Source organism: Streptomyces sp. IBSNAI002 (assembly GCF_052244475.1).
Taxonomy (GTDB): domain Bacteria; phylum Actinomycetota; class Actinomycetes; order Streptomycetales; family Streptomycetaceae; genus Streptomyces.
The window spans coordinates 4,430,960-4,449,277 of the sequence record NZ_JBQPXG010000002.1; the positions used below are offsets into that span (position 1 = coordinate 4,430,960).

Consider the following 18,318-nt stretch of genomic DNA (forward strand, 5'->3'; position numbering starts at 1 on the left):
ACCCGCGGGCGCAGGGGGCCTGCCACACCATGAGCGTTGTCACCAACACGACCACCATCGGCGCCATCGAGCTGCCGAGCCGGCGGAACACCGAGCTGATGCTGCTCGCGTTCGCCGTGGTCATCCCGATCTTCGCCTACGCCAACGTGGGCCTCGCGATCAACGGCAGCCTGCCCCCCGGCATGCTCCTCTACGGCCTGGGCCTCGGCGCCCTCGCCGGGGTCGCGCACCTCGTCGTACGCCGGTACGCCAAGTACGCCGACCCGCTGCTGCTGCCGCTGGCCACCCTCCTCAACGGACTCGGCCTCGTACTGATCTGGCGGCTCGACCAGTCCGAGCGGCTGCAGAACCTCGCCAAGCGCTCCTTCGGTGCGTTCACCCCCTCCGCACCCCGCCAGATGATGTACACCGCGCTGGCCATCGCCCTGTTCGCCGCGGTCCTGCTGATCCTCAAGGACCACCGCGTCCTGCAGCGCTTCACCTACATCTCCATGGCCGGAGCCCTGGTCCTGCTGATCCTGCCCGTGATCCCGGGCCTCGGCGCCGACGTCTTCGGCGCCAAGATCTGGATCAGCGTCGGCGGCTTCTCCATCCAGCCGGGCGAGTTCGCGAAGATCGTCATCGCCATCTTCTTCGCCGGCTACCTCATGGTGAAACGTGACGCCCTGGCCCTGGCCAGCCGCCGCTTCATGGGCCTCTACCTGCCGCGCGGCCGCGACCTCGGCCCGATCCTGATGATCTGGGCGATGAGCCTGCTCGTCCTCGTCTTCGAGAACGACCTCGGCACCTCGCTGCTCTTCTTCGGCATGTTCGTGATCATGCTGTACGTGGCCACCGAGCGGACCAGCTGGATCGTCATCGGCCTGCTCATGTCGGTCGGCGGCGCCGTGGTCGTCGCCAGCTTCGCCAGCCACGTCAAGGCCCGCGTCACCGCCTGGCTCGACCCCTTCGCCTGCTACACCACCTCCGGTGCCTGCGAGCAGGTCGGCCAGTCGATCATGAGCTTCGGCTCGGGCGGCGTGCTCGGCGCCGGATGGGGCCAGGGCAACTCCGACCTCATCGGCTTCGCCGCCAACTCCGACTTCATCTTCTCCACCGTCGGCGAGGAACTCGGCCTCACCGGTGTGATGGCCTTCCTCCTGCTCTACGGCCTCATCATCGAGCGGGGCGTCCGCACCGCCCTCGCCGCCCGCGACCCGTTCGGCAAGCTCTTCGCCATCGGCCTCTCCGGCGCCTTCGCCCTCCAGATCTTCGTCGTCGCCGGCGGAGTCATGGGCCTCATCCCCCTCACCGGCATGACGATGCCCTTCCTCGCGTCCGGCGGCTCCTCCGTCCTCGCGAACTGGATCCTCATCGCCGTGCTCATCCGGATCAGCGACACCGCACGCCGACCTGCCCCGGCACCCGCCCCGTCCCCCGACTCCGAGATGACCCAGGTGGTCCGCCCGTCATGAACAAGCCCCTGCGCCGCATCTCGCTGTTCTGCGGGCTGCTCGTCCTCGCCCTGCTGATCCGGACCAACTGGCTGCAGTACGTCCAGGCCGAGGAACTCAGCACCCGCAAGGAGAACCGCCGGGTCCAGATCGCCCAGTACGCCACCGAACGCGGCAACATCATCGTGGCGGGCCAGCCCATCACCGGCTCCAAGGTCACCAACGGCAGCGACTACAAGTTCAAGCGGACCTACACCGCCGGCGAGCTCTGGGCCCCCGTCACCGGGTACGCCTCGCAGGCCTTCGGCTCCACGCAGCTCGAATTCCTCGAGGACGGCATCCTCACCGGCAACGACGACCGGCTGTTCTTCGACCGCACCATCGGCATGTTCACCGGGGAGAAGAAGCAGGGCGGCAACGTCGTCACCACGCTCAACCCGGACGCCCAGAAGGCCGCCTTCGAGGCCCTCGGCACCAAGAAGGGCGCGGCCGCCGCCATCGACCCGCGCACCGGCGCCATCCTGGCCCTGGTCTCCACCCCCTCGTACGACCCCAGCCGCTTCGCCGGCAACTCCAAGGACGACGAGAAGGCCTGGGTCGAACTGAAGGACAGCGAGGACAAGAACCTCGTCAACCGCGCCCTGCGCGAGACCTACCCGCCGGGCTCCACCTTCAAGGTCGTCACGGCCGCCGCCGCCCTCGAGCACGGTGTGGTCAAGGAGATCAACGATCCGACGGACACCCCGGATCCGTACTTCCTGCCCGGCACCAAGACCGAGATGATCAACCACGCCAAGGGCTGCAAGGAAGCGAGCCTCAACAAGGCGCTCGAAGTCTCCTGCAACTCCGTCTTCGCGAACCTGGGCGACAAGGTCACCCGCGACAAGATGGTGGAGACCTCCGAGAAGTTCGGCTTCAACAACGACAAGATCGACATCCCGGTCCGCGCCTTCGCCAGCGTCTACGACAAGAAGATGGGCAAGGACGGCAACGCCCAGAGCGCCATCGGCCAGTTCAACACCGCGGCCACCCCGCTGCAGATGGCCATGGTCACCGCCGCCATCGCCAACGACGGCAAGCTGATGAAGCCGTACATGGTCGACCACGTCGCCGCGCCGAACCTCGACATCGTCGAGAAGCACTCGCCGCAGGAGATGAGCCGGCCGCTGACCGCCGCCAACGCGCAGAAGGTCCAGGAGATGATGGTCAACGTCGTCGACAACGGCACCGGCGGCAAGGCCAAGATCAAGGACGTCAAGGTCGGCGGCAAGACCGGCACCGCCCAGCACGGCGAGGGCAACAAGAAGCGTCCGTACGCCTGGTTCATCTCCTACGCCGAGGGCAAGGACGGCAGCTCCCCGGTCGCCGTCGCCGTCGTCATCGAGGACAGCGAGGCGGACCGCGAGGACATCAGCGGCGGCGGCCTCGCCGCCCCGGTCGCGAAGGCCGTCATGGAAGCCGTACTGAAGGGCCAGGGATGACGGCCGGCCGGAACTCCGTGACCCACGTCACTGATTCCGGCCGCGTCGGAGCGTACGGTACCGGTCCTGTATCAGCCTGTGGCCGCGAACCGATCACAGACGATCGGCCGGTAGCCTTTGCGCGAACAGCACACCGCCGGACCACACACAGGTGCGGTCGGGACTGACGGAGAGGGCTGCAACGTTATGGAAGAGCCGCGTCGCCTCGGCGGCCGGTACGAGCTGAGCCACGTGCTCGGCCGCGGTGGCATGGCCGAGGTCTACCTCGCCCACGACACCCGGCTCGGCCGTACCGTCGCCGTCAAGACCCTGCGCGCCGATCTCGCCCGCGACCCGTCCTTCCAGGCCCGGTTCCGGCGCGAGGCCCAGTCGGCCGCGTCGCTGAACCACCCGGCGATCGTCGCCGTCTACGACACCGGCGAGGACTACGTCGACAACATCTCCATCCCGTACATCGTGATGGAGTACGTCGACGGATCCACCCTGCGCGAGCTGCTGCACTCCGGGCGCAAGCTGCTGCCCGAGCGCACCCTGGAAATGACCATCGGCATCCTCCAGGCCCTCGAGTACTCGCACCGCGCCGGCATCGTGCACCGCGACATCAAGCCCGCCAACGTGATGCTGACCCGCACCGGCCAGGTCAAGGTCATGGACTTCGGCATCGCCCGCGCCATGGGCGACTCCGGCATGACCATGACACAGACGGCCGCCGTCATCGGCACCGCCCAGTACCTCTCCCCGGAGCAGGCCAAGGGCGAGCAGGTCGACGCGCGCTCCGACCTCTACTCCGCGGGCTGCCTGCTCTACGAGCTCCTCAGCGTGCGGCCCCCGTTCGTCGGCGACTCCCCGGTGGCCGTCGCCTACCAGCACGTACGGGAAGAGCCGCAGCCGCCGTCGAACTTCGACCCCGAGATCACGCCCGAGATGGACGCGATCGTCCTCAAGGCGCTGGTCAAGGACCCCGACTACCGCTACCAGTCCGCGGACGAGATGCGCGCCGACATCGAGGCCTGCCTCGACGGCCAGCCCGTCGCCGCGACCGCCGCCATGGGCGCGGCCGGCTACGGCTACCCGCACGACCAGGGCCACGGCTACGGGCACCAGGGCTACGACCAGCCCACCACCGCCCTGCGCACCGCCGACGCCGGCCAGACCTCGATGATGCCGCCGATGCCCCCGGGCGACGGCGGCTACGGGTACGGCGACCAGGGTCACGGCGGCTACGACCAGGGACCGCACCGCCGCCAGAAGAAGAGCAAGGCGTCCACGATCCTGCTCGTGGCCGCCGGCGTCCTCGTCCTGGTCGGCGCGATCCTCATCGGCCGCGCCCTCACCAGCGGCGGGGCCGACAACCGCCCCAGCGTGCCCAAGCTCATCGGCTCCACCCTCGAGGCGGCGCAGAAGAGCGGTGCGAACGTCGGCCTCAACGTGGTCAAGGGAACCGAGGAGCCCTGCGAGGACCAGCCCAAGGGCAACGTCTGCAAGCAGGACCCGGCGCCCGACACCAAGGTCGCGAAGGACTCCACCGTCACGGTGACCATCTCCACGGGCGCGGCCAAGGTCCCGGTCCCCAGCGTCCGCAACCTCACGTACGAGGACGCCGAGAAGGCCCTGAAGGACAAGGGCTTCCAGGTCGACCGCAAGCCCCAGGAGTCCGACCGGCCGGCCGGCACCGTCCTGGAGCAGACCCCGGCGGCGGGCAGCGAGGCGGAGAAGAACTCCGTCGTCACGCTGACGGTCGCCAAGGAGCAGTCCAAGATCGACGTCCCGGACCTCAAGGGCAAGACCAAGGAAGACGCCGAGAAGGCCCTCAAGGCCGTCAACCTCAAGCTCGGCAGCGTGACCGAGACGGACGTCCCCGGGGCCGCGCCGAAGACGGTCACCGGCCAGAGCCCGCAGGCGGGATCGCAGCTCGAGGTCGGCAAGACGGTCAACATCACGATCGCCAAGGCCGCGCAGCAGGTCCAGGTACCGAACCTGATGGGCAAGACGGTCGCCGAGGCCAGGGTGGAACTGGCCTCCAAGGGCCTGACCTTCGGCGCCGTGCTCTCGGGCCCGACGGACGAGAACGCCCGCGTCTGGACCTCGGACCCGGCGGCCGGCCGCCCGGTCCAGACCGGCACGGTGGTCAACGTGGTGACCATGGGCGGCGGCCAGCAGAACGGCGGCAACAACAACGGCGGGAACAACGGCGGCGGCTTCATCGGAGGCCTCGGCGGCTGACGCCCACCGGCACGCACGCTGGAATACGGGTCCGGCCCCCCTCCCGCGGGAGGGGGGCCGGACCCGTTTTCCCTTCAGGCCGTGTGCGGCCGCCTGCGCCCTTGGCCGTGAAGCCTTGGCCCACCGGCTCGATGCGGCGCCGGCGCCGCCCACAGGGCCTTCTGGGGGCCCGGAGCGGGGGAGGGCGGCTCGGGGGTCAGCGCAGCTCGGCCGGCGGCGTCCGCTGCGCGTCCACCTTCTCCGTACGGACCAGCTCGCCCCACACGATGTAGCGGTACTTCGAGGTGTACACCGGCGTGCACGTGGTCAGCGTGATGTAGCGGCCCGGGGCGGTCTTGCCCGACTCCTTCGGGACCGGGCTGATCACGTCCACGTTGTACTTCGACGTCTGGCGCAGCTCGGCGAAGACCTTGTACACGTACCAGGTGTCCTTGGTCTCGAACACGATCGCGTCGCCGTTGTTCAGCTTGTCGATGTTGTGGAACTTCGCGCCGTGGCCGTCCCGGTGCGCGGCCAGCGAGAAGTTGCCCTTCTCGTCCCACGGCAGCGCCGACTTCACCGGCTCCGTGTAGTAGCCCGCGACCCCGTCGTTCAGGGTCTCGGGGTCCGTGCCCCGCTTGACCAGCACCTCGCCGTTCTTCATCGCCGGCACGTGCAGGAAGCCGACGCCGTCCTTGGTGTCCAGCGCACCCGGCTCCGCGGGCTTCGCCTCCGCGCCCGGCGTCAGCCACTGCTGGCGGACCTGGTCGCCGCGCGCCGACGCCTGCCGGTCCGCGAGCACGTTCGTCCACCACAGCGAGTACGCCACGAACAGGCCGAGCACCAGCCCCACCGTGATCAGGAGCTCGCCCAGCAGGCTCAGGAACCCGGCGAGCACACTGCGGCTGCCGGCGGGGGCGGGCGATGCCGCGGCGCGGCGGCGGGCACGAGACACTGCTGATTCGTCCTTAGCTGGTCAGCGCAGGCGGAGGGCCCTCGCTGCGGGGGCGTTCATCGGTCATCCTGCCCCATACGATCATCCGGTAGGTGCTGGTGAACTCCGGGGTGCAGGTCGTCAGCGTGATGTACCGGCCGGGTTCGGTGAAGCCCGAGCCCTCGGGCACCGGTTTGATCACCGACACGTTGGTGGGCGGCGTCTGCGCCAGCGCCGAGGTCATCTCGTACGTGTAGTACGCGTCCCGGGTCTCGACCACGACGGGATCCCCGGGCACCAGCCGGTTGATGTAGCGGAACGGCTCCCCGTGGGTGTTGCGGTGGCCCGCCACCGCGAAGTTGCCCTGCTTGTCCGCCGGCATCGCCGTCTTCAGCGCGCCCTCGCCGTAGTGCCCGACCATCCCCCGGTCCAGCACCTTCGGCTTGCTGATCCCCTCGGCCACCGGAACCTTCACGTCCAGCTTGGGGATGTGCAGGATGGCGAAGCCCTGGCCGGGCTCGAACGCCGTCACGGGCGGCGCCGCCGCCGCTCCGCCAGGATCCGTGCCCGCGTCCCGCTGCCACGTCTGCTCGAGCGTGCCCGCGGCACCGTTCGCCGCCCGTTCCGCGACGATGTTCGTGTACCAGAGCTGGTAGGCGACGAACAGCAGCATCACCAGACCCGCCGTGATGAACAGTTCCCCGCCCAGCCGGCTCGCCACGACCAGAGGTCCGCCCGACGCCGGCCGCCTGCGCCGCCGCCCGCCCCGCCTCCGGGACGCCCTTGCGGCCCGCTTCGCGGCCTCCTGTGCCGCCCTGCGCCGCGCGGCCCGGCCCCCCGTGGGCGCGGACGGCGCGAGCGCGGTCACGCGACGGCCTTGCCCACCACCGGGGCCAGCCCCACCGAGCGCTCCACGGCACCCGCGTCGCCGCAGCGCACCAGCCAGTTCGCGAGCATCCGGTGGCCCCATTCGGTCAGCACCGACTCGGGGTGGAACTGCACACCCTCGACGTCGTGCTCCCGGTGGCGCAGGCCCATGATGATCCCGTCCTCCGTGCGCGCCGTGACCTCCAGCACCCCGGGCAGGGTCCGGGGCTCGGCGGCCAGGGAGTGGTACCGGGTCGCGGTGAAGGGGGAGGGCAGGCCGTCGAAGACGCCCAGCCCCGTGTGGACCACGGGCGAGGTCTTGCCGTGCAGCAGCTCGGGCGCCCGGCCCACGACCCCGCCGTACGCGACCGCCATCGACTGCATGCCCAGGCACACCCCGAAGACGGGGACGCCCGTCGCGGCGCAGTGCCGGACCATGTCGACGCAGACCCCCGCCTCCTCCGGCGTGCCGGGCCCGGGGGAGAGCAGCACGCCGTCGAAGCCGTCCTGCGCGTGCGAGAGCTCGACCTCGTCGTTGCGCAGCACCTCGCATTCGGCGCCGAGCTGGTAGAGGTACTGGACCAGGTTGAAGACAAAGCTGTCGTAGTTGTCCACAACCAGAATGCGCGCGCTCACGGAGTGGCTCCCGATCCCTCGTCCACGGTCACATCGTTGAACGGCAGGAGCGGCTCGGCCCACGGGAACACGTACTGGAACAGCACGAAGACCACCGCGAGGACCAGCACGAGTGAGATCAGCGCGCGTACCCACGCGTTGCCCGGCAGATGCCGCCAGATCCAGCCGTACATGCCGCCTGTTTCCTTTTCGTCCACATTCGTTCCACGCACCGCGGGAGGCGGTACGCCAACAGACTAAAGGCAGCGGCCCTGCCGGGTGGGTCAGCTCGGCAATCCCTCCGGCCTGCCCTGCCCCACGACGCGCGTGCCGGTCAGCTCCGCCCAGACGACCAGCCGGTGGCTGTGGCCCCACTCGGGATCGCAGGTCGTCAGCGTCAGGTACCGGCCCGGGACGGTGAACGGCGACTTCCGGGGCACCGCCTCCACCACCCCGATGTCGGTGGGCACGGTGCGCAGCGGCCCGCCGCGCACCGTGTACGTGTACCAGGTGGTCGCGTCCTTGAGGATCACGGCGTCGCCGGTGCGCAGCTCGGGGAAGTCCTTGAAGGGGTCCCCGTACGTGCGCCGGTGGCCCGCCACCGAGAAGTTCCCGGTGGCGCCGAGCGCGGCGGTGCCGCGGTAGTGGCCCAGGCCCTTCTTCAGCAGCTCGGTGCCGGTGCCCTCCAGGACGGGCTTGTTCCAGTCCTTCCCGAAGCGCGGGATGTACATCTCGGCGAAGGCCTGGCCGGCGGGGTAGCGGGCCGGCTCGGCGGGCCCGGGGGCCGCTGCCGGATCCGGGGCGGGCTCCGCCGCGGGCGCGCCGGCCGCCGCCCAGTCGTCGCGCAGCCGGGCCATCTCGCCGTCCATGGCCCGGTCGGCCTTGACCCCGGTCCACAGTAGGACGTAGACGACGAAGAGCACGATGAGGGTGCCCGCCGTCAGGCACACCTCGCTGAACGTCCGTACCACCAGGCGCAGTACGACGTCGGGCCGCAATGCCTCAGGACGAGGCCTCCACCGGCTTCGCATAGTGGAGGTCCACTGTGCCGGAGTAGCCGGGAAGTGTCAGCGCCTTGTGCTCGTCCACTTTCCAGCCCAGCCCGTAGGCGTTCACGTACAGCTGGTAGTTCTGTAGGGCGGGGGAGGCCGCGAGGGACTTGCGCAACGCGCCCGGGTCGCCGACCGCCGAGATCTTGTACGGCGGCGAGTAGACCCGGCCCTGGAGGATCAGGGTGTTGCCGACGCAGCGGACCGCGCTGGTGGAGATCAGCCGCTGGTCCATGACCTGGATGCCCTGGGCCCCGCCCTGCCAGAGGGCGTTCACCACGGCCTGGAGGTCCTGCTGGTGGATCACCAGGTCGTTGGGCTGCGGCTCGGGGACGTTGGGGATGCGGGCGGTGGCGTTGGGCGGGGCGTCGTTGAGGGTGACGGTCAGGCCCTTGCCGGACAGCTCCTCGGTGCCCGAGGCCGCGCGCAGGGCGGCCAGCCTGGCGTCCTCGGCCTTGGTGCTGCCGTCGTCGCGGTCGGCGAGCGCGTCGACCCGGCGGCGCACCGGTCCGAGGCTCTCCTCGAGCTCCGCGTTGCTCTGACTGCGTTCCTCGATGAGGTCGGACAGTTTCAGGAGCGACGCGTCGGTCCGGATGTTCGTACCCTTGGAGGTGTTGAAACTGGTGACGAAGAGAAGCCCGGCCAGGGCGAAGACGGCGGCGGTCAGCAGCCGGACCGGCCTGGCCCGGCGACGGGGACCCGCGGAGGAGTCGTCGGAATCGCTCAACGTACCCTTCTCCTTCAACGCCACAGGTCCACTACGCTAACGGACGCCCGGGGCAGGCAAGGTCCCCAGCGCATCGACAGGAGAGCCCCTCGTGCCGAAGTCACGTATCCGCAAGAAGGACGACTACACGCCGCCGTCCACCCGGCAGCCGCAGTCGATCAGGCTGACCAACCGCAGCTGGGTCGCCCCGGTCATGCTGGCACTCTTCCTGATCGGACTCGCGTGGATCGTCGTCTTCTACGTGACCGAGACCCAGCTGCCGATCGAAGCACTGGGCAATTGGAACATCGTGGTCGGTTTCGGCTTCATCGCGGCGGGATTCGGCGTCTCGACGCAGTGGAAGTAGCACTAAACCTCCCGCGATAAAAGCTCTCCCCATGAGTTATCCACAGCGTCATCCACACCTGAGGAAAAGACAGAAGATCTGTGGATAACTCTGTGGAGAGTTGACGCCGGTGTGATCAGGTGAGTTCCGCGGTGCGGACCAGGATCACCGCCGCCACCAGCAGGAACACCACCACACAGGTACCCGCTTGGACGAGTGTGCGGTTCCTGCCGGCGGCGGGCTGGAGCATGCCCATGCCCACCAGCGCGCCGGTCACCAGACCGCCCACGTGTGCCTGCCAGGACACGTTGAGGCTGCCGCCGAGCGGCACGAAGGTCAGGAACAGCATCAGCACGACCATCACGATCACCGGCCGCATCTCGTAGCGCAGCCGGCGTGCGAGGACGACGGTGGCGCCGAGCAGGCCGAAGACGGCGCCGGACGCGCCGAGGGTCGGGGTGTTCGGCGCGGTCAGCAGATAGACGAGGGCGCTGCCGCCGAGCCCCGAGAGCAGGTAGACGGCGAGATAGCGGGCGCGGCCCAGCGCCACTTCCAGCGGGCCGCCGATCACCCACAGGCCGATCATGTTGCCGATGATGTGCCACCACTCGACGTGCAGGAACACCGAGGTCAGCAGGCGGTAGTACTCGCCGGTGGAGACTCCCTCGACGGGGCCGCCGAGGTATTCCACGTACTGGCCGAGCAGCTCGAGGCGCACCACGACCGCCGGTGCCGCCAGCGTCACGAGGAACACGGCGGCGTTGATGCCGATCAGGATCTTGGTGACCAGCTGGGGGTCGGCGGCGACCACCCCGCCCGCGACGGTGCGCGGCGCGTTCGCGGCCGGCCGGTGGCCGGTGCCGGAGCCCGCGCGGACGCATTCGGGGCACTGGAAGCCGACCGAGGCACTGACCATGCACTCGGGGCAGATGGGGCGCTCACAACGGGTGCAGGTGATCCCCGTGTCGCGGTCCGGGTGGCGGTAGCAGCCCGGCAGACGTTCGGTGTCCATCGGTCCCCTCGATCGGCGGCGGGGCAGGGGAACGCCCCGCCGGTCCGGTATGTATCCAGGACGGACGGGCGGGGCGGAAAGGTTCCCGGCGCGCGGCGCCGGGACGCGGCGTCAGTGCTTCTCGATGACGACGGACTTGATGATCACGTCGTCCAGCGGCCGCTCGGTGCGCGCGTTGGTGGGGAGCGAGGCGATCGTGTCCACAACCGTCTGGCTGGCCTTGTCGGTGACCTCGCCGAAGATCGTGTGCTTGCGGGTCAGCCAGGCGGTGGGCGCGACGGTGATGAAGAACTGCGAGCCGTTGGTGCCCGGGCCGGCGTTGGCCATGGCGAGCAGGTAGGGCTTGGTGAAGGCCAGGTCGGGGTGGAACTCGTCGGCGAACTGGTAGCCCGGGCCGCCGGTGCCGTTGCCCAGCGGGTCGCCGCCCTGGATCATGAAGCCGCTGATGACGCGGTGGAAGACGGTGCCGTCGTACAGCGGGTCCGTGGTCTTCTGGCCGTCGGTGGGACGGGTCCACTCACGGGCGCCGGTGGCGAGCTCCGTGAAGTTCCGGACGGTCTTCGGAGCGAAGTTCGGCAGCAGCTCGATCTTGATGTCGCCGTGGCTGGTCTTCAGGGTGGCGTAGGGCTTCTCGGCCACAGATCTGCCTTCCTTAGTCATCACTGTCGGTTGAGATCCTCCCACGGAGGGAAGCAGGGGACGGAAATGCTCCACCCGTATGCCCTGTCACGCATGCCCGGCGGTGTCATGCCAGGCATGATCCGACAAAGGGTGGAAAGGTGAACTGTGTCCGCCACCGAGAAGGAGGAATCCTGTGACCCGCAAGGACAGCGTGCTCGCGGCAGCGGAAAGCGCCAGGGAGACCGTGCGGCACGCGTCGGAAGTGGTGGCACCGTACGCAGGGACCGCCAAAGACACCATGGCGCACTACGCCCATGAGGCCAATCAGATCCTCGCACCGATGGTTTCGCACGCGGCCAACGAGGCCGCGCGGCAGGCACGGACCACGTACGACACCCACCTGCATCCGCGGATGCGGGCGGCGCGTGCTCACGTGCCGCCGAATGTGGACCGGGCCGCGACGCAGGCGGTGAAGCAGACGCGCAAGGCCGCCCGGCAGGCGGCCGACTACACGCAGCCCCGGATCGAGAGCGCGATCGCGGCCGCCACGCCGGTGGCCGAGGAGGCCGCCTCGCGGTCGGTGGCGGCCTTCGCGGCGCTGCGCGGCCAGGTGACCCCGCAGGAGATCCAGCGGCTCACCCGGCGCCACGAGCGGCGGGCGCGCTGCGGCCGGGCGCTGCGCGGGGTGGCCGTGGTCGGTGTCCTGGCCGGCGCCGCCTTCGCCGCCTGGAAGTGGTGGGACCAGCAGTCGAACCCGGACTGGCTGGTCGAGCCGCCGGCGGCCACGGAGGTGCCGGCGCGCGACGCGGAGCCGGCGAGCTTCGACGACGAGCTGGCGGCCAAGGAGCGCGAGGCGGGCTCGGCGGCCGACGACAAGCAGCTCTGACCGGCAGGGCGTGAGAGTGCCGCGAGGGCCCGGATCCTGATGGATCCGGGCCCTCGCGGTTCGTCCGGGTCAGTTGGGGAGCATGAGCACCATGCCCGGGCGGATGAGGTCGGGGTTGGAGCCGACGACACCGCGGTTCATGGCGTAGAGCTCGCGCCAGCGGGCCTCGTTGCCGAGCTCGCGGCGGGCGATCGCGGAGAGCGAGTCGCCGGGCCTGACCGTGTAGGTGCGCTTCTTGGCGGCGGGCGCCGGCTTGGGCGCGGCCGGGACGGCCTTGTGCGCGGCGGAGCCCGGCGTCGGGGTGTGCGCGGCGCCGCGCGCCGGCGGGGCCGCCGCTCCGGGCTTGGGCATCGGGGCGGGCTTGGGGGGCGCGGGCACGGCCTTGTGGGCGGCCGAGGCGGGAGTGGGGGTCGCGGGGGCGGGGGTCGCGGGGGTCGCGGGGGCGGGCTTGGCCTTGGGCGGCGCGGCCGCCGCCATCCGCTCGGCGGCGGCCCGGGTGGCCGAGGCGGCGTCGGCGGCCTGGCTCGTCGCGGGCGTCGCGGCCGAGGCCTGCTGCTGGACCTGCTCCTTCGCCTTCTCGGCGGCCTCGTGTGCCTTCTGCTTGTCGGACTTCAGGAAATCGAAGAGTCCCATGTGCGTACGCCTCCGGCGTGGTGTTTCCCCCTGGGCGGCGCCTCGGAGCGCCCCTCCTTCCCCCCACTGTCGGACACGGTGTCCCGGGCGGCCCTGTGACTGGGCCATCCGGGGGACACCGCCCCCGGCGGGCACGGCGGGCCGGGCGGGGGCCGTCGGAGGGAGTCACCGCGCAGATCGGCATGGCCCTGCGGACCGGTGTTTCACGTGAAACACCGTCCGCCCGGTGATCTCCGGCCCGCCGGCCGGCCCAGGCCCGGCTGATAGCGTCCGAGCATGTCCGAGCTGATCCCGCCCACCCCCCGACTGCACTCCTCCTGGCTCGCCGCCCGCGAGGAGTGGGGCGACGAGGCCCATATGGACGGGGCCGGCCTCGACTCGGACGACGACGTGGACAGCCCCGAGGGCTTCGCCGCGTGGGTGGACGGGCTGCACCGCCGCGCGGACCGTACGCTGCCGGTCGAACAGGGCCGGGTGCACGCGACGCACTGGTGGATCGCCGACGGCGACACGTACCTGGGCGCGATAGACCTGCGCCACCACCTGAACGCGTTCCTCCTCGACGCCGGCGGCCACATCGGCTACAGCGTGCGACCCTCGGCGCGGGGGCGCGGGCTGGCCGGACGGGCACTGGAATCGGTGCTCCACGAGGCGCGGGTGATGGGCATGGACCGGGTCCTGCTGACCTGCGACCCGGGCAACACCGCCTCGCTGCGCACGATCGAGCGGGGCGGCGGTGTCCTCGAAGACGTCCGCGAGACCCTCATCGGCCCCAAGCGCCGCTACTGGATCGACCTCTGACCGACCCCTCCGCAAGCCGCCGGCCCGCCGCCCCGGGCCGCCCCGGAACGCCCCCGGAACGCGAAAAAGACCCCTCTTGACCCGCGTTTCCGCTGGTCAAGAGGGGTCTCACAGGTGGAGCCTAGGAGATTCGAACTCCTGACATCTGCCTTGCAAAGGCAGCGCTCTACCAACTGAGCTAAGGCCCCATACGTACGGACGTGCCTGTCCCCTTGCGGGGAGCGGGTGTTCCGCAGAACAGAGTACCGGGTGTACCCCCTCATCCCGCAAAATGATAGGGACTCCCGCCCTGCGACCACGCTCCGTAAGATGCTCGCGAGGTTCGCACCAGCGAAGGGGAGTAGGAAGAGTGGACGCAGTACAGCAAGAGGCCACGGCCAGAGCCAGAGAGCTTCAGCGCAGTTGGTACGGGGAGCCCCTGGGAGCGCTCTTCCGCCGGCTCATAGATGACCTCGGCCTCAACCAGGCTCGCCTCGCTGCCGTCCTCGGACTGTCGGCGCCCATGCTGTCCCAGCTGATGAGCGGCCAGCGCGCCAAGATCGGTAACCCTGCCGTGGTGCAGCGCGTCCAGGCCCTCCAGGACCTCGCCGGCCAGGTGGCGGACGGGAGCGTCAGCGCGGCGGAGGCCACCGACCGGATGGACGAGATCAAGAAGACCCAGGGAGGCTCCGTCCTCAGCAACAGCGGGCAGACCCAGATCAGTTCGGGCGCGCCCACCGTCAAGCGCGTCGTCCGCGAGATCCAGTCGCTGCTGCGCTCGGTCTCCGCGGCGGGGGACATCATCGACGCGGCGGACACGCTCGCCGCCAGCCACCCGGAACTGGCAGAGTTCCTCCGGGTGTACGGCGCGGGCCGGACCGCGGACGCGGTGGCCCATTACGAGGCCCACCAGAACTGACGCGCACGAAGGCGGGCCAGGACGACTACGGGTGACGGGGGACGGGCACAGCGATGGGTGAGGTCTTCGCCGGTCGGTACGAGTTGATCGATCCGATCGGGCGCGGTGGCGCCGGCGCCGTGTGGCGCGCCTGGGACCACCGGCGCCGCCGGTACGTCGCGGCGAAGGTGCTCCTCCAGAGCGATGCCCACACGCTCCTGAGGTTCGTGCGGGAGCAGGCCCTTCGCATCGATCACCCGCACGTACTGGCCCCCGCCAGCTGGGCGGCCGACGACGACAAGGTCCTGTTCACCATGGACCTGGTCGGCGGCGGCTCCCTCGCCCACGTGATCGGGGACTACGGTCCCCTCCCGCCCCGGTTCGTGTGCACGCTGCTCGACCAGCTCCTGTCGGGGCTGGCCGCGGTGCACGCGGAAGGCGTCGTCCACCGCGACATCAAACCGGCCAACATCCTGATGGAGGCCACCGGAACCGGGCGGCCGCACCTGCGGCTGTCCGACTTCGGCATCTCCATGCGCAAGGGCGAGCCCCGGCTGACCGAGACCAACTACGTGGTCGGCACACCGGGTTATTTCGCCCCCGAGCAACTGCTGGGTGCCGAGCCGGACTTCCCCGCCGACCTCTTCGCCGTCGGGCTGGTCGCCCTGTACCTGCTCCAGGGGCGCAAGCCCGACTCCCAGGCCCTGGTGGAGCACTTCCTGGCGCACGGCACCCCCGGCGCGCCGGAAGGCGTTCCCGCGCCGCTGTGGGACGTCATCGCCGGCCTGCTGCAACCGGACCCGCACAGCCGGTTCAAGACCGCCACGGGGGCGCGCAAGGCCCTTGCCGAGGCCGTCGAGCTGCTCGCCCCGCCCACGCCGGACCAGGCCGATTCGGCCGGGGTCGAGGTCTTCGACCAACTCGGCCCCCTCCCGGCCGGTTTCGGTGCTCAGGGGCCGACGGGCGCGGAGCCTCCCACGGCCGCCACGGCCCCGGCCGGTTCCACCGCCCCGGCCGGAACCGCGACGCCGCACACGGCCCCGCACCCGCCCCTGGACACGCCCCCGTCTCCGACGCCGTCCCCGTACGGGCCCCCGCAGACCTCCCCGTACGCGTCCCCCTCGTACGCGTCCCCGGCGGCGACGGTGGCGGAGGCCGCCCGTCCCGATCCGCGCGGCACCGGCCAGACCTCCCCGATGACCGCGCCGGCCGCCGCCCCGACGGCCGCGTACGGGCCCGCGGAGACCGGGAGCTTCCACCTCGCGCCGCCGGCGCCCCGGGCACTGCCCGAGCCGCCCGCGCGGACCGGTGGCGGGATCACCCCGCCCGCGGCCGGGGTGAAGGCCGGGCTCCTCGCGGCCGCGCTGCTCTGCTTCGCCGTCGGGGTGTGGGCCCTCACCCGGCTGTAGCGGCTCCCCGGCCCCGCCGGGCGAGCAGGATCCAGCCGCCCAGGACGAGCAGCAGCAGGGTGCCGGTGCCGAACCCGGCTCCGGCCACCACGCGCATCACCGAGCCGTTCCTGGCGGCCTCGGCGGCCTCGGGCGCCGTCAGCCCGTCCGCGGCGGCGGCCCGGTCCTCGGGGCCGATCCCGAACCCGCCCGCGGCCAGGCCCTGCGCGTAGGCCGGCGCCTTGGCCGGGGTGCCGCTCACGTCCGTGCGCAGGGTCAGCGGTACGGGGGTCGCGTCCTCGGTGAAGTCGGCGACCTTCCCGCCCATGGTCACGGCGATGTAGTACCAGCCGGCGATCCCCGCGGACTGGACGTCCTTGTCGCTCGAGAAGCGGTTCTCGTAGGCGACCGGCGGGGTCTTCTCCAGCGTGACCGCGGCCTGCTTGCCGTCGTAGGAGGTGTTCTCCTCCGAGACCTGGCCCCGGTAGGGGCTGTAGAGCGAGACGGCCAGCCCGTTGGAGACCGAGCCGCCGTACTGCTTGGTCAGCTTGGCGGCGGCCAGTTCGGCGCTGAAGCCCAGCTGCTGCCCCCAGTCCAGCGGCACCCGGTAGAAGCGGGTCTGTCCGGGCCGCAGTTCGTCGCGCCACACCCCGGCGCCCAGGGCGCGGGCGTCGTTGAAGCCGGTCCCGCCGGTGCGGGCCACCGCCTCGGTGCCCGGCAGCGTCGGGGCGCCCGAGGCCCAGCTGCTGGGGGCCGTGGTCGGCACCCCCGCACCCCGGCCGGGTTCGCGCTGCACCTTGAGCTCCACCGGCCAGGGGCTCTGGTCGGAGCCCTTGGCGGAGGTCCGGGTGACCTTGGCGTAGTAGACGCCGCCCGGCGCGCAGTCCGCGTCCTCGGCGCCCCAGCGGACGCCCACGGCGCTGATGGGCACCGGGTCGTAGCCGAAGCTCGCCCGGCCGGTGCTGCCCGGGCAGGAGCGGCCGGCGGTGGTCATGATCTCCACCTCGATGCCGTCGCTGCCCGTGACCTTGGCGCCCGGGCCGGGGCGGACGACGGCGGAGACGTAGACGTTCGACTGGTCCTTCTCCAGGACCAGCCGGTACACGCGCTCTCCGGGGGAGATCTCGTCCTTGTAGACGCTGCCCGCCTCCAGGAGCGGGGCGTCCGCCGTGGAGGGAGTGCCCGCCACCGCCTTCGCGCCCTCCGCCGCACGGTAGGCCGGTACCGGCTGCGGAGCGGTCCCCGCCGCATGGCCGGTCCCGGACAGGCCCCCCGCCACGGCCAGGGCCGCCGCCCCCGCCACGGCCCCCGTGCGCACTCTCGTCCGTACCCGACCCATCACGCCCACCCCGAGTTTGCTAGCGCAAGCCAAATCTTTGCATAATGTAACTTATCGTCACAGAACAGCACAAAGCCCCGGCCGCAGCGGCAGCCGGGGCTTCATGAGATCAGCCTTGGGTCTCACACACCGGAACCAGAGGGCACGGAGTCGGTTGCCTCCGTCCACAGGTCCTGCTCGGCGCGGTCCGCCTGGATCTGGCGGTACACGAGGAGCCCGCCGATGGCGGCCAGTGCGACCAGGAGCAGCTTCTTCACCGCGCGACCTCGTCTTTCGTTGACGTAGGGGACTTCTGGCAGCCAACAATACACACCGACCGATACCGATCGGTTATCTGGGATCCGGCCAACTGCCCTTACGACGAAGACCCCCAGGCCTTGGGCCTGGGGGTCTTCGACACTGTGGGGCTAACAGGATTTGAACCTGTGGCCTCATCCTTATCAGGGATGCGCTCTAACCAACTGAGCTATAGCCCCATCCGCGCTGCGCGCTGACTCCTGAAGGTTAGCGCACAGACCCGGGAGCTCCAAAATCGGTTCCCGAGAGGCGTCTGCGCAGGTCACTCGTCTTCGGCGAGCGTGAGCTCCACACCGCCGACGAAGCCCGCCGACAGGTTGTAGATGAACGCGCCCAGCGTCGCCAGAGCCGTCGCCAGCACCACGTCGATCACGGCGATGACCGACGTGAAGATCAGAACGCGCGGCAGCGACAGGAACGACTGGAGGTCGAAACCGTTGCTCTCGTTCGACCCGGTCGCCTCGCTGATCGTGCCGCCGACGGTCGAGAAGACGCCCATCGCGTCCATGACCATCCACAGCACCGCCGCCGCCACGATCGTGCAGATGCCCAGCGCGATCGACAGCAGGAAGCTGACCTTCATCACCGACCACGGGTCGGCCTTGGCCACCCGCAGTCGCGCCTTGCGCGTCCTGGGCGCCATACGGGCCCCCGTACGCGGCTTGCGCTGCGCGGTGCCGGTGCCGCCGCCCCGCGGCGCACCCGGGCCCGAGGGCGCCGAGTAGGCCTGCGGCGGCTGGTGCGGCTGCGCGGGGGCCGCGCCGGCCTGCGCCTGCGGCTGCGGTTCTCGGGTATCCGTCACAGTCCCCCCCTGGGAGTCCGCGGCAGGGC

General features: G+C 70.8%; 19 protein-coding genes, 2 tRNA genes and 1 pseudogene. 8 read left to right on the plus strand and 14 right to left on the minus strand.

Annotation, left to right across the window (positions count from 1 at the left end; translation table 11 throughout):
* Positions 1-29: 29 nt before the first annotated feature.
* The 3 genes from ACTVZO_RS21375 (at position 30) to pknB (ending at position 5,137) form a co-directional block, all read left to right on the plus strand.
* Positions 30-1,454 (plus strand): FtsW/RodA/SpoVE family cell cycle protein, encoded by a 1,425-nt coding sequence (locus ACTVZO_RS21375; protein WP_443299919.1) that lies wholly within the window; start codon positions 30-32, stop codon positions 1,452-1,454.
* The gene (locus ACTVZO_RS21380; protein WP_443299920.1) at positions 1,451-2,914 is read left to right on the plus strand and encodes a peptidoglycan D,D-transpeptidase FtsI family protein; all 1,464 of its coding nucleotides are present in this window, start codon (positions 1,451-1,453) and stop codon (positions 2,912-2,914) included. Before ACTVZO_RS21375 ends, ACTVZO_RS21380 begins: the two co-directional genes overlap by 4 nt.
* Positions 2,915-3,100: 186 nt before the next feature.
* Positions 3,101-5,137: a Stk1 family PASTA domain-containing Ser/Thr kinase gene (gene pknB, locus ACTVZO_RS21385; protein WP_443299921.1), complete on the plus strand. Its 2,037-nt coding sequence runs from the start codon at positions 3,101-3,103 to the stop codon at positions 5,135-5,137.
* 196 nt (positions 5,138-5,333) lie between these two features.
* Here pknB and ACTVZO_RS21390 read toward each other — a convergent pair whose 3' ends face one another.
* From ACTVZO_RS21390 to ACTVZO_RS21415, 6 genes and pseudogenes are all read right to left on the minus strand, one after another.
* A complete protein-coding gene (locus ACTVZO_RS21390) occupies positions 5,334-6,071 on the minus strand; it encodes a class E sortase (RefSeq protein WP_443299922.1) in 738 nt (245 codons plus the stop codon).
* A 13-nt stretch (positions 6,072-6,084) separates the two neighbouring features.
* A pseudogene (locus ACTVZO_RS21395) lies at positions 6,085-6,921 on the minus strand (class E sortase); the annotation flags it as partial.
* On the minus strand, positions 6,915-7,553 hold the full coding sequence (locus ACTVZO_RS21400; RefSeq protein ID WP_443299923.1) for an aminodeoxychorismate/anthranilate synthase component II: 639 nt from the start codon (positions 7,551-7,553) through the stop codon (positions 6,915-6,917). The pseudogene ACTVZO_RS21395 and the gene ACTVZO_RS21400, both read right to left, overlap by 7 nt.
* Positions 7,550-7,726: a hypothetical protein gene (locus tag ACTVZO_RS21405; RefSeq protein WP_030011120.1), complete on the minus strand. Its 177-nt coding sequence runs from the start codon at positions 7,724-7,726 to the stop codon at positions 7,550-7,552. Before ACTVZO_RS21405 ends, ACTVZO_RS21400 begins: the two co-directional genes overlap by 4 nt.
* 90 nt (positions 7,727-7,816) lie before the next feature.
* Positions 7,817-8,530 carry a class E sortase gene (locus ACTVZO_RS21410; RefSeq protein WP_443299924.1) on the minus strand — a complete coding sequence of 238 codons (714 nt, stop codon included), beginning with the start codon at positions 8,528-8,530 and terminating at the stop codon, positions 7,817-7,819.
* Positions 8,531-8,534: 4 nt separating this feature from the next.
* The gene (locus ACTVZO_RS21415; protein WP_443299925.1) at positions 8,535-9,308 is read right to left on the minus strand and encodes a DUF881 domain-containing protein; all 774 of its coding nucleotides are present in this window, start codon (positions 9,306-9,308) and stop codon (positions 8,535-8,537) included.
* Between the two features lie 91 nt (positions 9,309-9,399).
* Between ACTVZO_RS21415 and crgA the strand changes: the two genes are divergently transcribed.
* Positions 9,400-9,654, plus strand: coding sequence for a cell division protein CrgA (gene crgA / locus ACTVZO_RS21420; protein ID WP_384215142.1), 255 nt, complete (start codon positions 9,400-9,402; stop codon positions 9,652-9,654).
* A 115-nt stretch (positions 9,655-9,769) separates the two neighbouring features.
* Here crgA and ACTVZO_RS21425 read toward each other — a convergent pair whose 3' ends face one another.
* Entirely contained in the window at positions 9,770-10,645 is an 876-nt protein-coding gene (locus ACTVZO_RS21425; protein WP_443299926.1) for a rhomboid family intramembrane serine protease, read from the minus strand.
* 111 nt (positions 10,646-10,756) lie between these two features.
* Positions 10,757-11,284, minus strand: a complete 528-nt coding sequence (locus ACTVZO_RS21430; protein ID WP_443299927.1) for a peptidylprolyl isomerase — start codon at positions 11,282-11,284, stop codon at positions 10,757-10,759.
* 175 nt (positions 11,285-11,459) lie between these two features.
* Between ACTVZO_RS21430 and ACTVZO_RS21435 the strand changes: the two genes are divergently transcribed.
* Entirely contained in the window at positions 11,460-12,152 is a 693-nt protein-coding gene (locus ACTVZO_RS21435) for a DUF5324 family protein (protein ID WP_443299928.1), read from the plus strand.
* Between the two features lie 69 nt (positions 12,153-12,221).
* Here ACTVZO_RS21435 and ACTVZO_RS21440 read toward each other — a convergent pair whose 3' ends face one another.
* Entirely contained in the window at positions 12,222-12,785 is a 564-nt protein-coding gene (locus ACTVZO_RS21440) for a LysM peptidoglycan-binding domain-containing protein (RefSeq protein WP_443299929.1), read from the minus strand.
* A gap of 276 nt (positions 12,786-13,061) precedes the next feature.
* On the opposite strand from ACTVZO_RS21440, the gene ACTVZO_RS21445 reads away from it, so the two are divergent.
* Positions 13,062-13,586 (plus strand): GNAT family N-acetyltransferase, encoded by a 525-nt coding sequence (locus ACTVZO_RS21445; protein WP_443299930.1) that lies wholly within the window; start codon positions 13,062-13,064, stop codon positions 13,584-13,586.
* Positions 13,587-13,701: 115 nt separating this feature from the next.
* Here ACTVZO_RS21445 and ACTVZO_RS21450 read toward each other — a convergent pair.
* Positions 13,702-13,774: transfer RNA gene (locus ACTVZO_RS21450), tRNA-Ala, on the minus strand.
* A gap of 161 nt (positions 13,775-13,935) precedes the next feature.
* Between ACTVZO_RS21450 and ACTVZO_RS21455 the strand changes: the two genes are divergently transcribed.
* Both ACTVZO_RS21455 and ACTVZO_RS21460 read left to right on the plus strand, forming a co-directional pair.
* A complete protein-coding gene (locus ACTVZO_RS21455; protein WP_443299931.1) occupies positions 13,936-14,484 on the plus strand; it encodes a helix-turn-helix domain-containing protein in 549 nt (182 codons plus the stop codon).
* A 53-nt stretch (positions 14,485-14,537) separates the two neighbouring features.
* Positions 14,538-15,872, plus strand: a complete 1,335-nt coding sequence (locus ACTVZO_RS21460) for a protein kinase domain-containing protein (protein ID WP_443299932.1) — start codon at positions 14,538-14,540, stop codon at positions 15,870-15,872.
* Here ACTVZO_RS21460 and ACTVZO_RS21465 read toward each other — a convergent pair.
* From ACTVZO_RS21465 to ACTVZO_RS21480, 4 genes are all read right to left on the minus strand, one after another.
* On the minus strand, positions 15,859-17,169 hold the full coding sequence (locus tag ACTVZO_RS21465; RefSeq protein WP_443299933.1) for a hypothetical protein: 1,311 nt from the start codon (positions 17,167-17,169) through the stop codon (positions 15,859-15,861). The genes ACTVZO_RS21460 and ACTVZO_RS21465 overlap by 14 nt on opposite strands.
* A gap of 143 nt (positions 17,170-17,312) precedes the next feature.
* Positions 17,313-17,447 carry a DLW-39 family protein gene (locus ACTVZO_RS21470; protein WP_208809277.1) on the minus strand — a complete coding sequence of 45 codons (135 nt, stop codon included), beginning with the start codon at positions 17,445-17,447 and terminating at the stop codon, positions 17,313-17,315.
* Between the two features lie 145 nt (positions 17,448-17,592).
* Positions 17,593-17,666: transfer RNA gene (locus ACTVZO_RS21475), tRNA-Ile, on the minus strand.
* An 83-nt stretch (positions 17,667-17,749) separates the two neighbouring features.
* Complete coding sequence (locus tag ACTVZO_RS21480) at positions 17,750-18,289, minus strand: DUF3566 domain-containing protein (protein WP_443299934.1); 540 nt, start codon at positions 18,287-18,289, stop codon at positions 17,750-17,752.
* Between the last annotated feature and the right edge of the window lie 29 nt (positions 18,290-18,318).

Coding starts and splice junctions, on each gene's coding strand:
- ACTVZO_RS21375 (WP_443299919.1), top strand. CDS start 30: ATGAGCGTTGTCACCAACACGACCACCATCGGCGCCATCGAGCTGCCG.
- ACTVZO_RS21380 (WP_443299920.1), top strand. CDS start 1,451: ATGAACAAGCCCCTGCGCCGCATCTCGCTGTTCTGCGGGCTGCTCGTC.
- pknB (WP_443299921.1), top strand. CDS start 3,101: ATGGAAGAGCCGCGTCGCCTCGGCGGCCGGTACGAGCTGAGCCACGTG.
- ACTVZO_RS21405 (WP_030011120.1), bottom strand. CDS start 7,726: ATGTACGGCTGGATCTGGCGGCATCTGCCGGGCAACGCGTGGGTACGC.
- ACTVZO_RS21425 (WP_443299926.1), bottom strand. CDS start 10,645: ATGGACACCGAACGTCTGCCGGGCTGCTACCGCCACCCGGACCGCGAC.
- ACTVZO_RS21440 (WP_443299929.1), bottom strand. CDS start 12,785: ATGGGACTCTTCGATTTCCTGAAGTCCGACAAGCAGAAGGCACACGAG.
- ACTVZO_RS21445 (WP_443299930.1), top strand. CDS start 13,062: ATGTCCGAGCTGATCCCGCCCACCCCCCGACTGCACTCCTCCTGGCTC.
- ACTVZO_RS21460 (WP_443299932.1), top strand. CDS start 14,538: ATGGGTGAGGTCTTCGCCGGTCGGTACGAGTTGATCGATCCGATCGGG.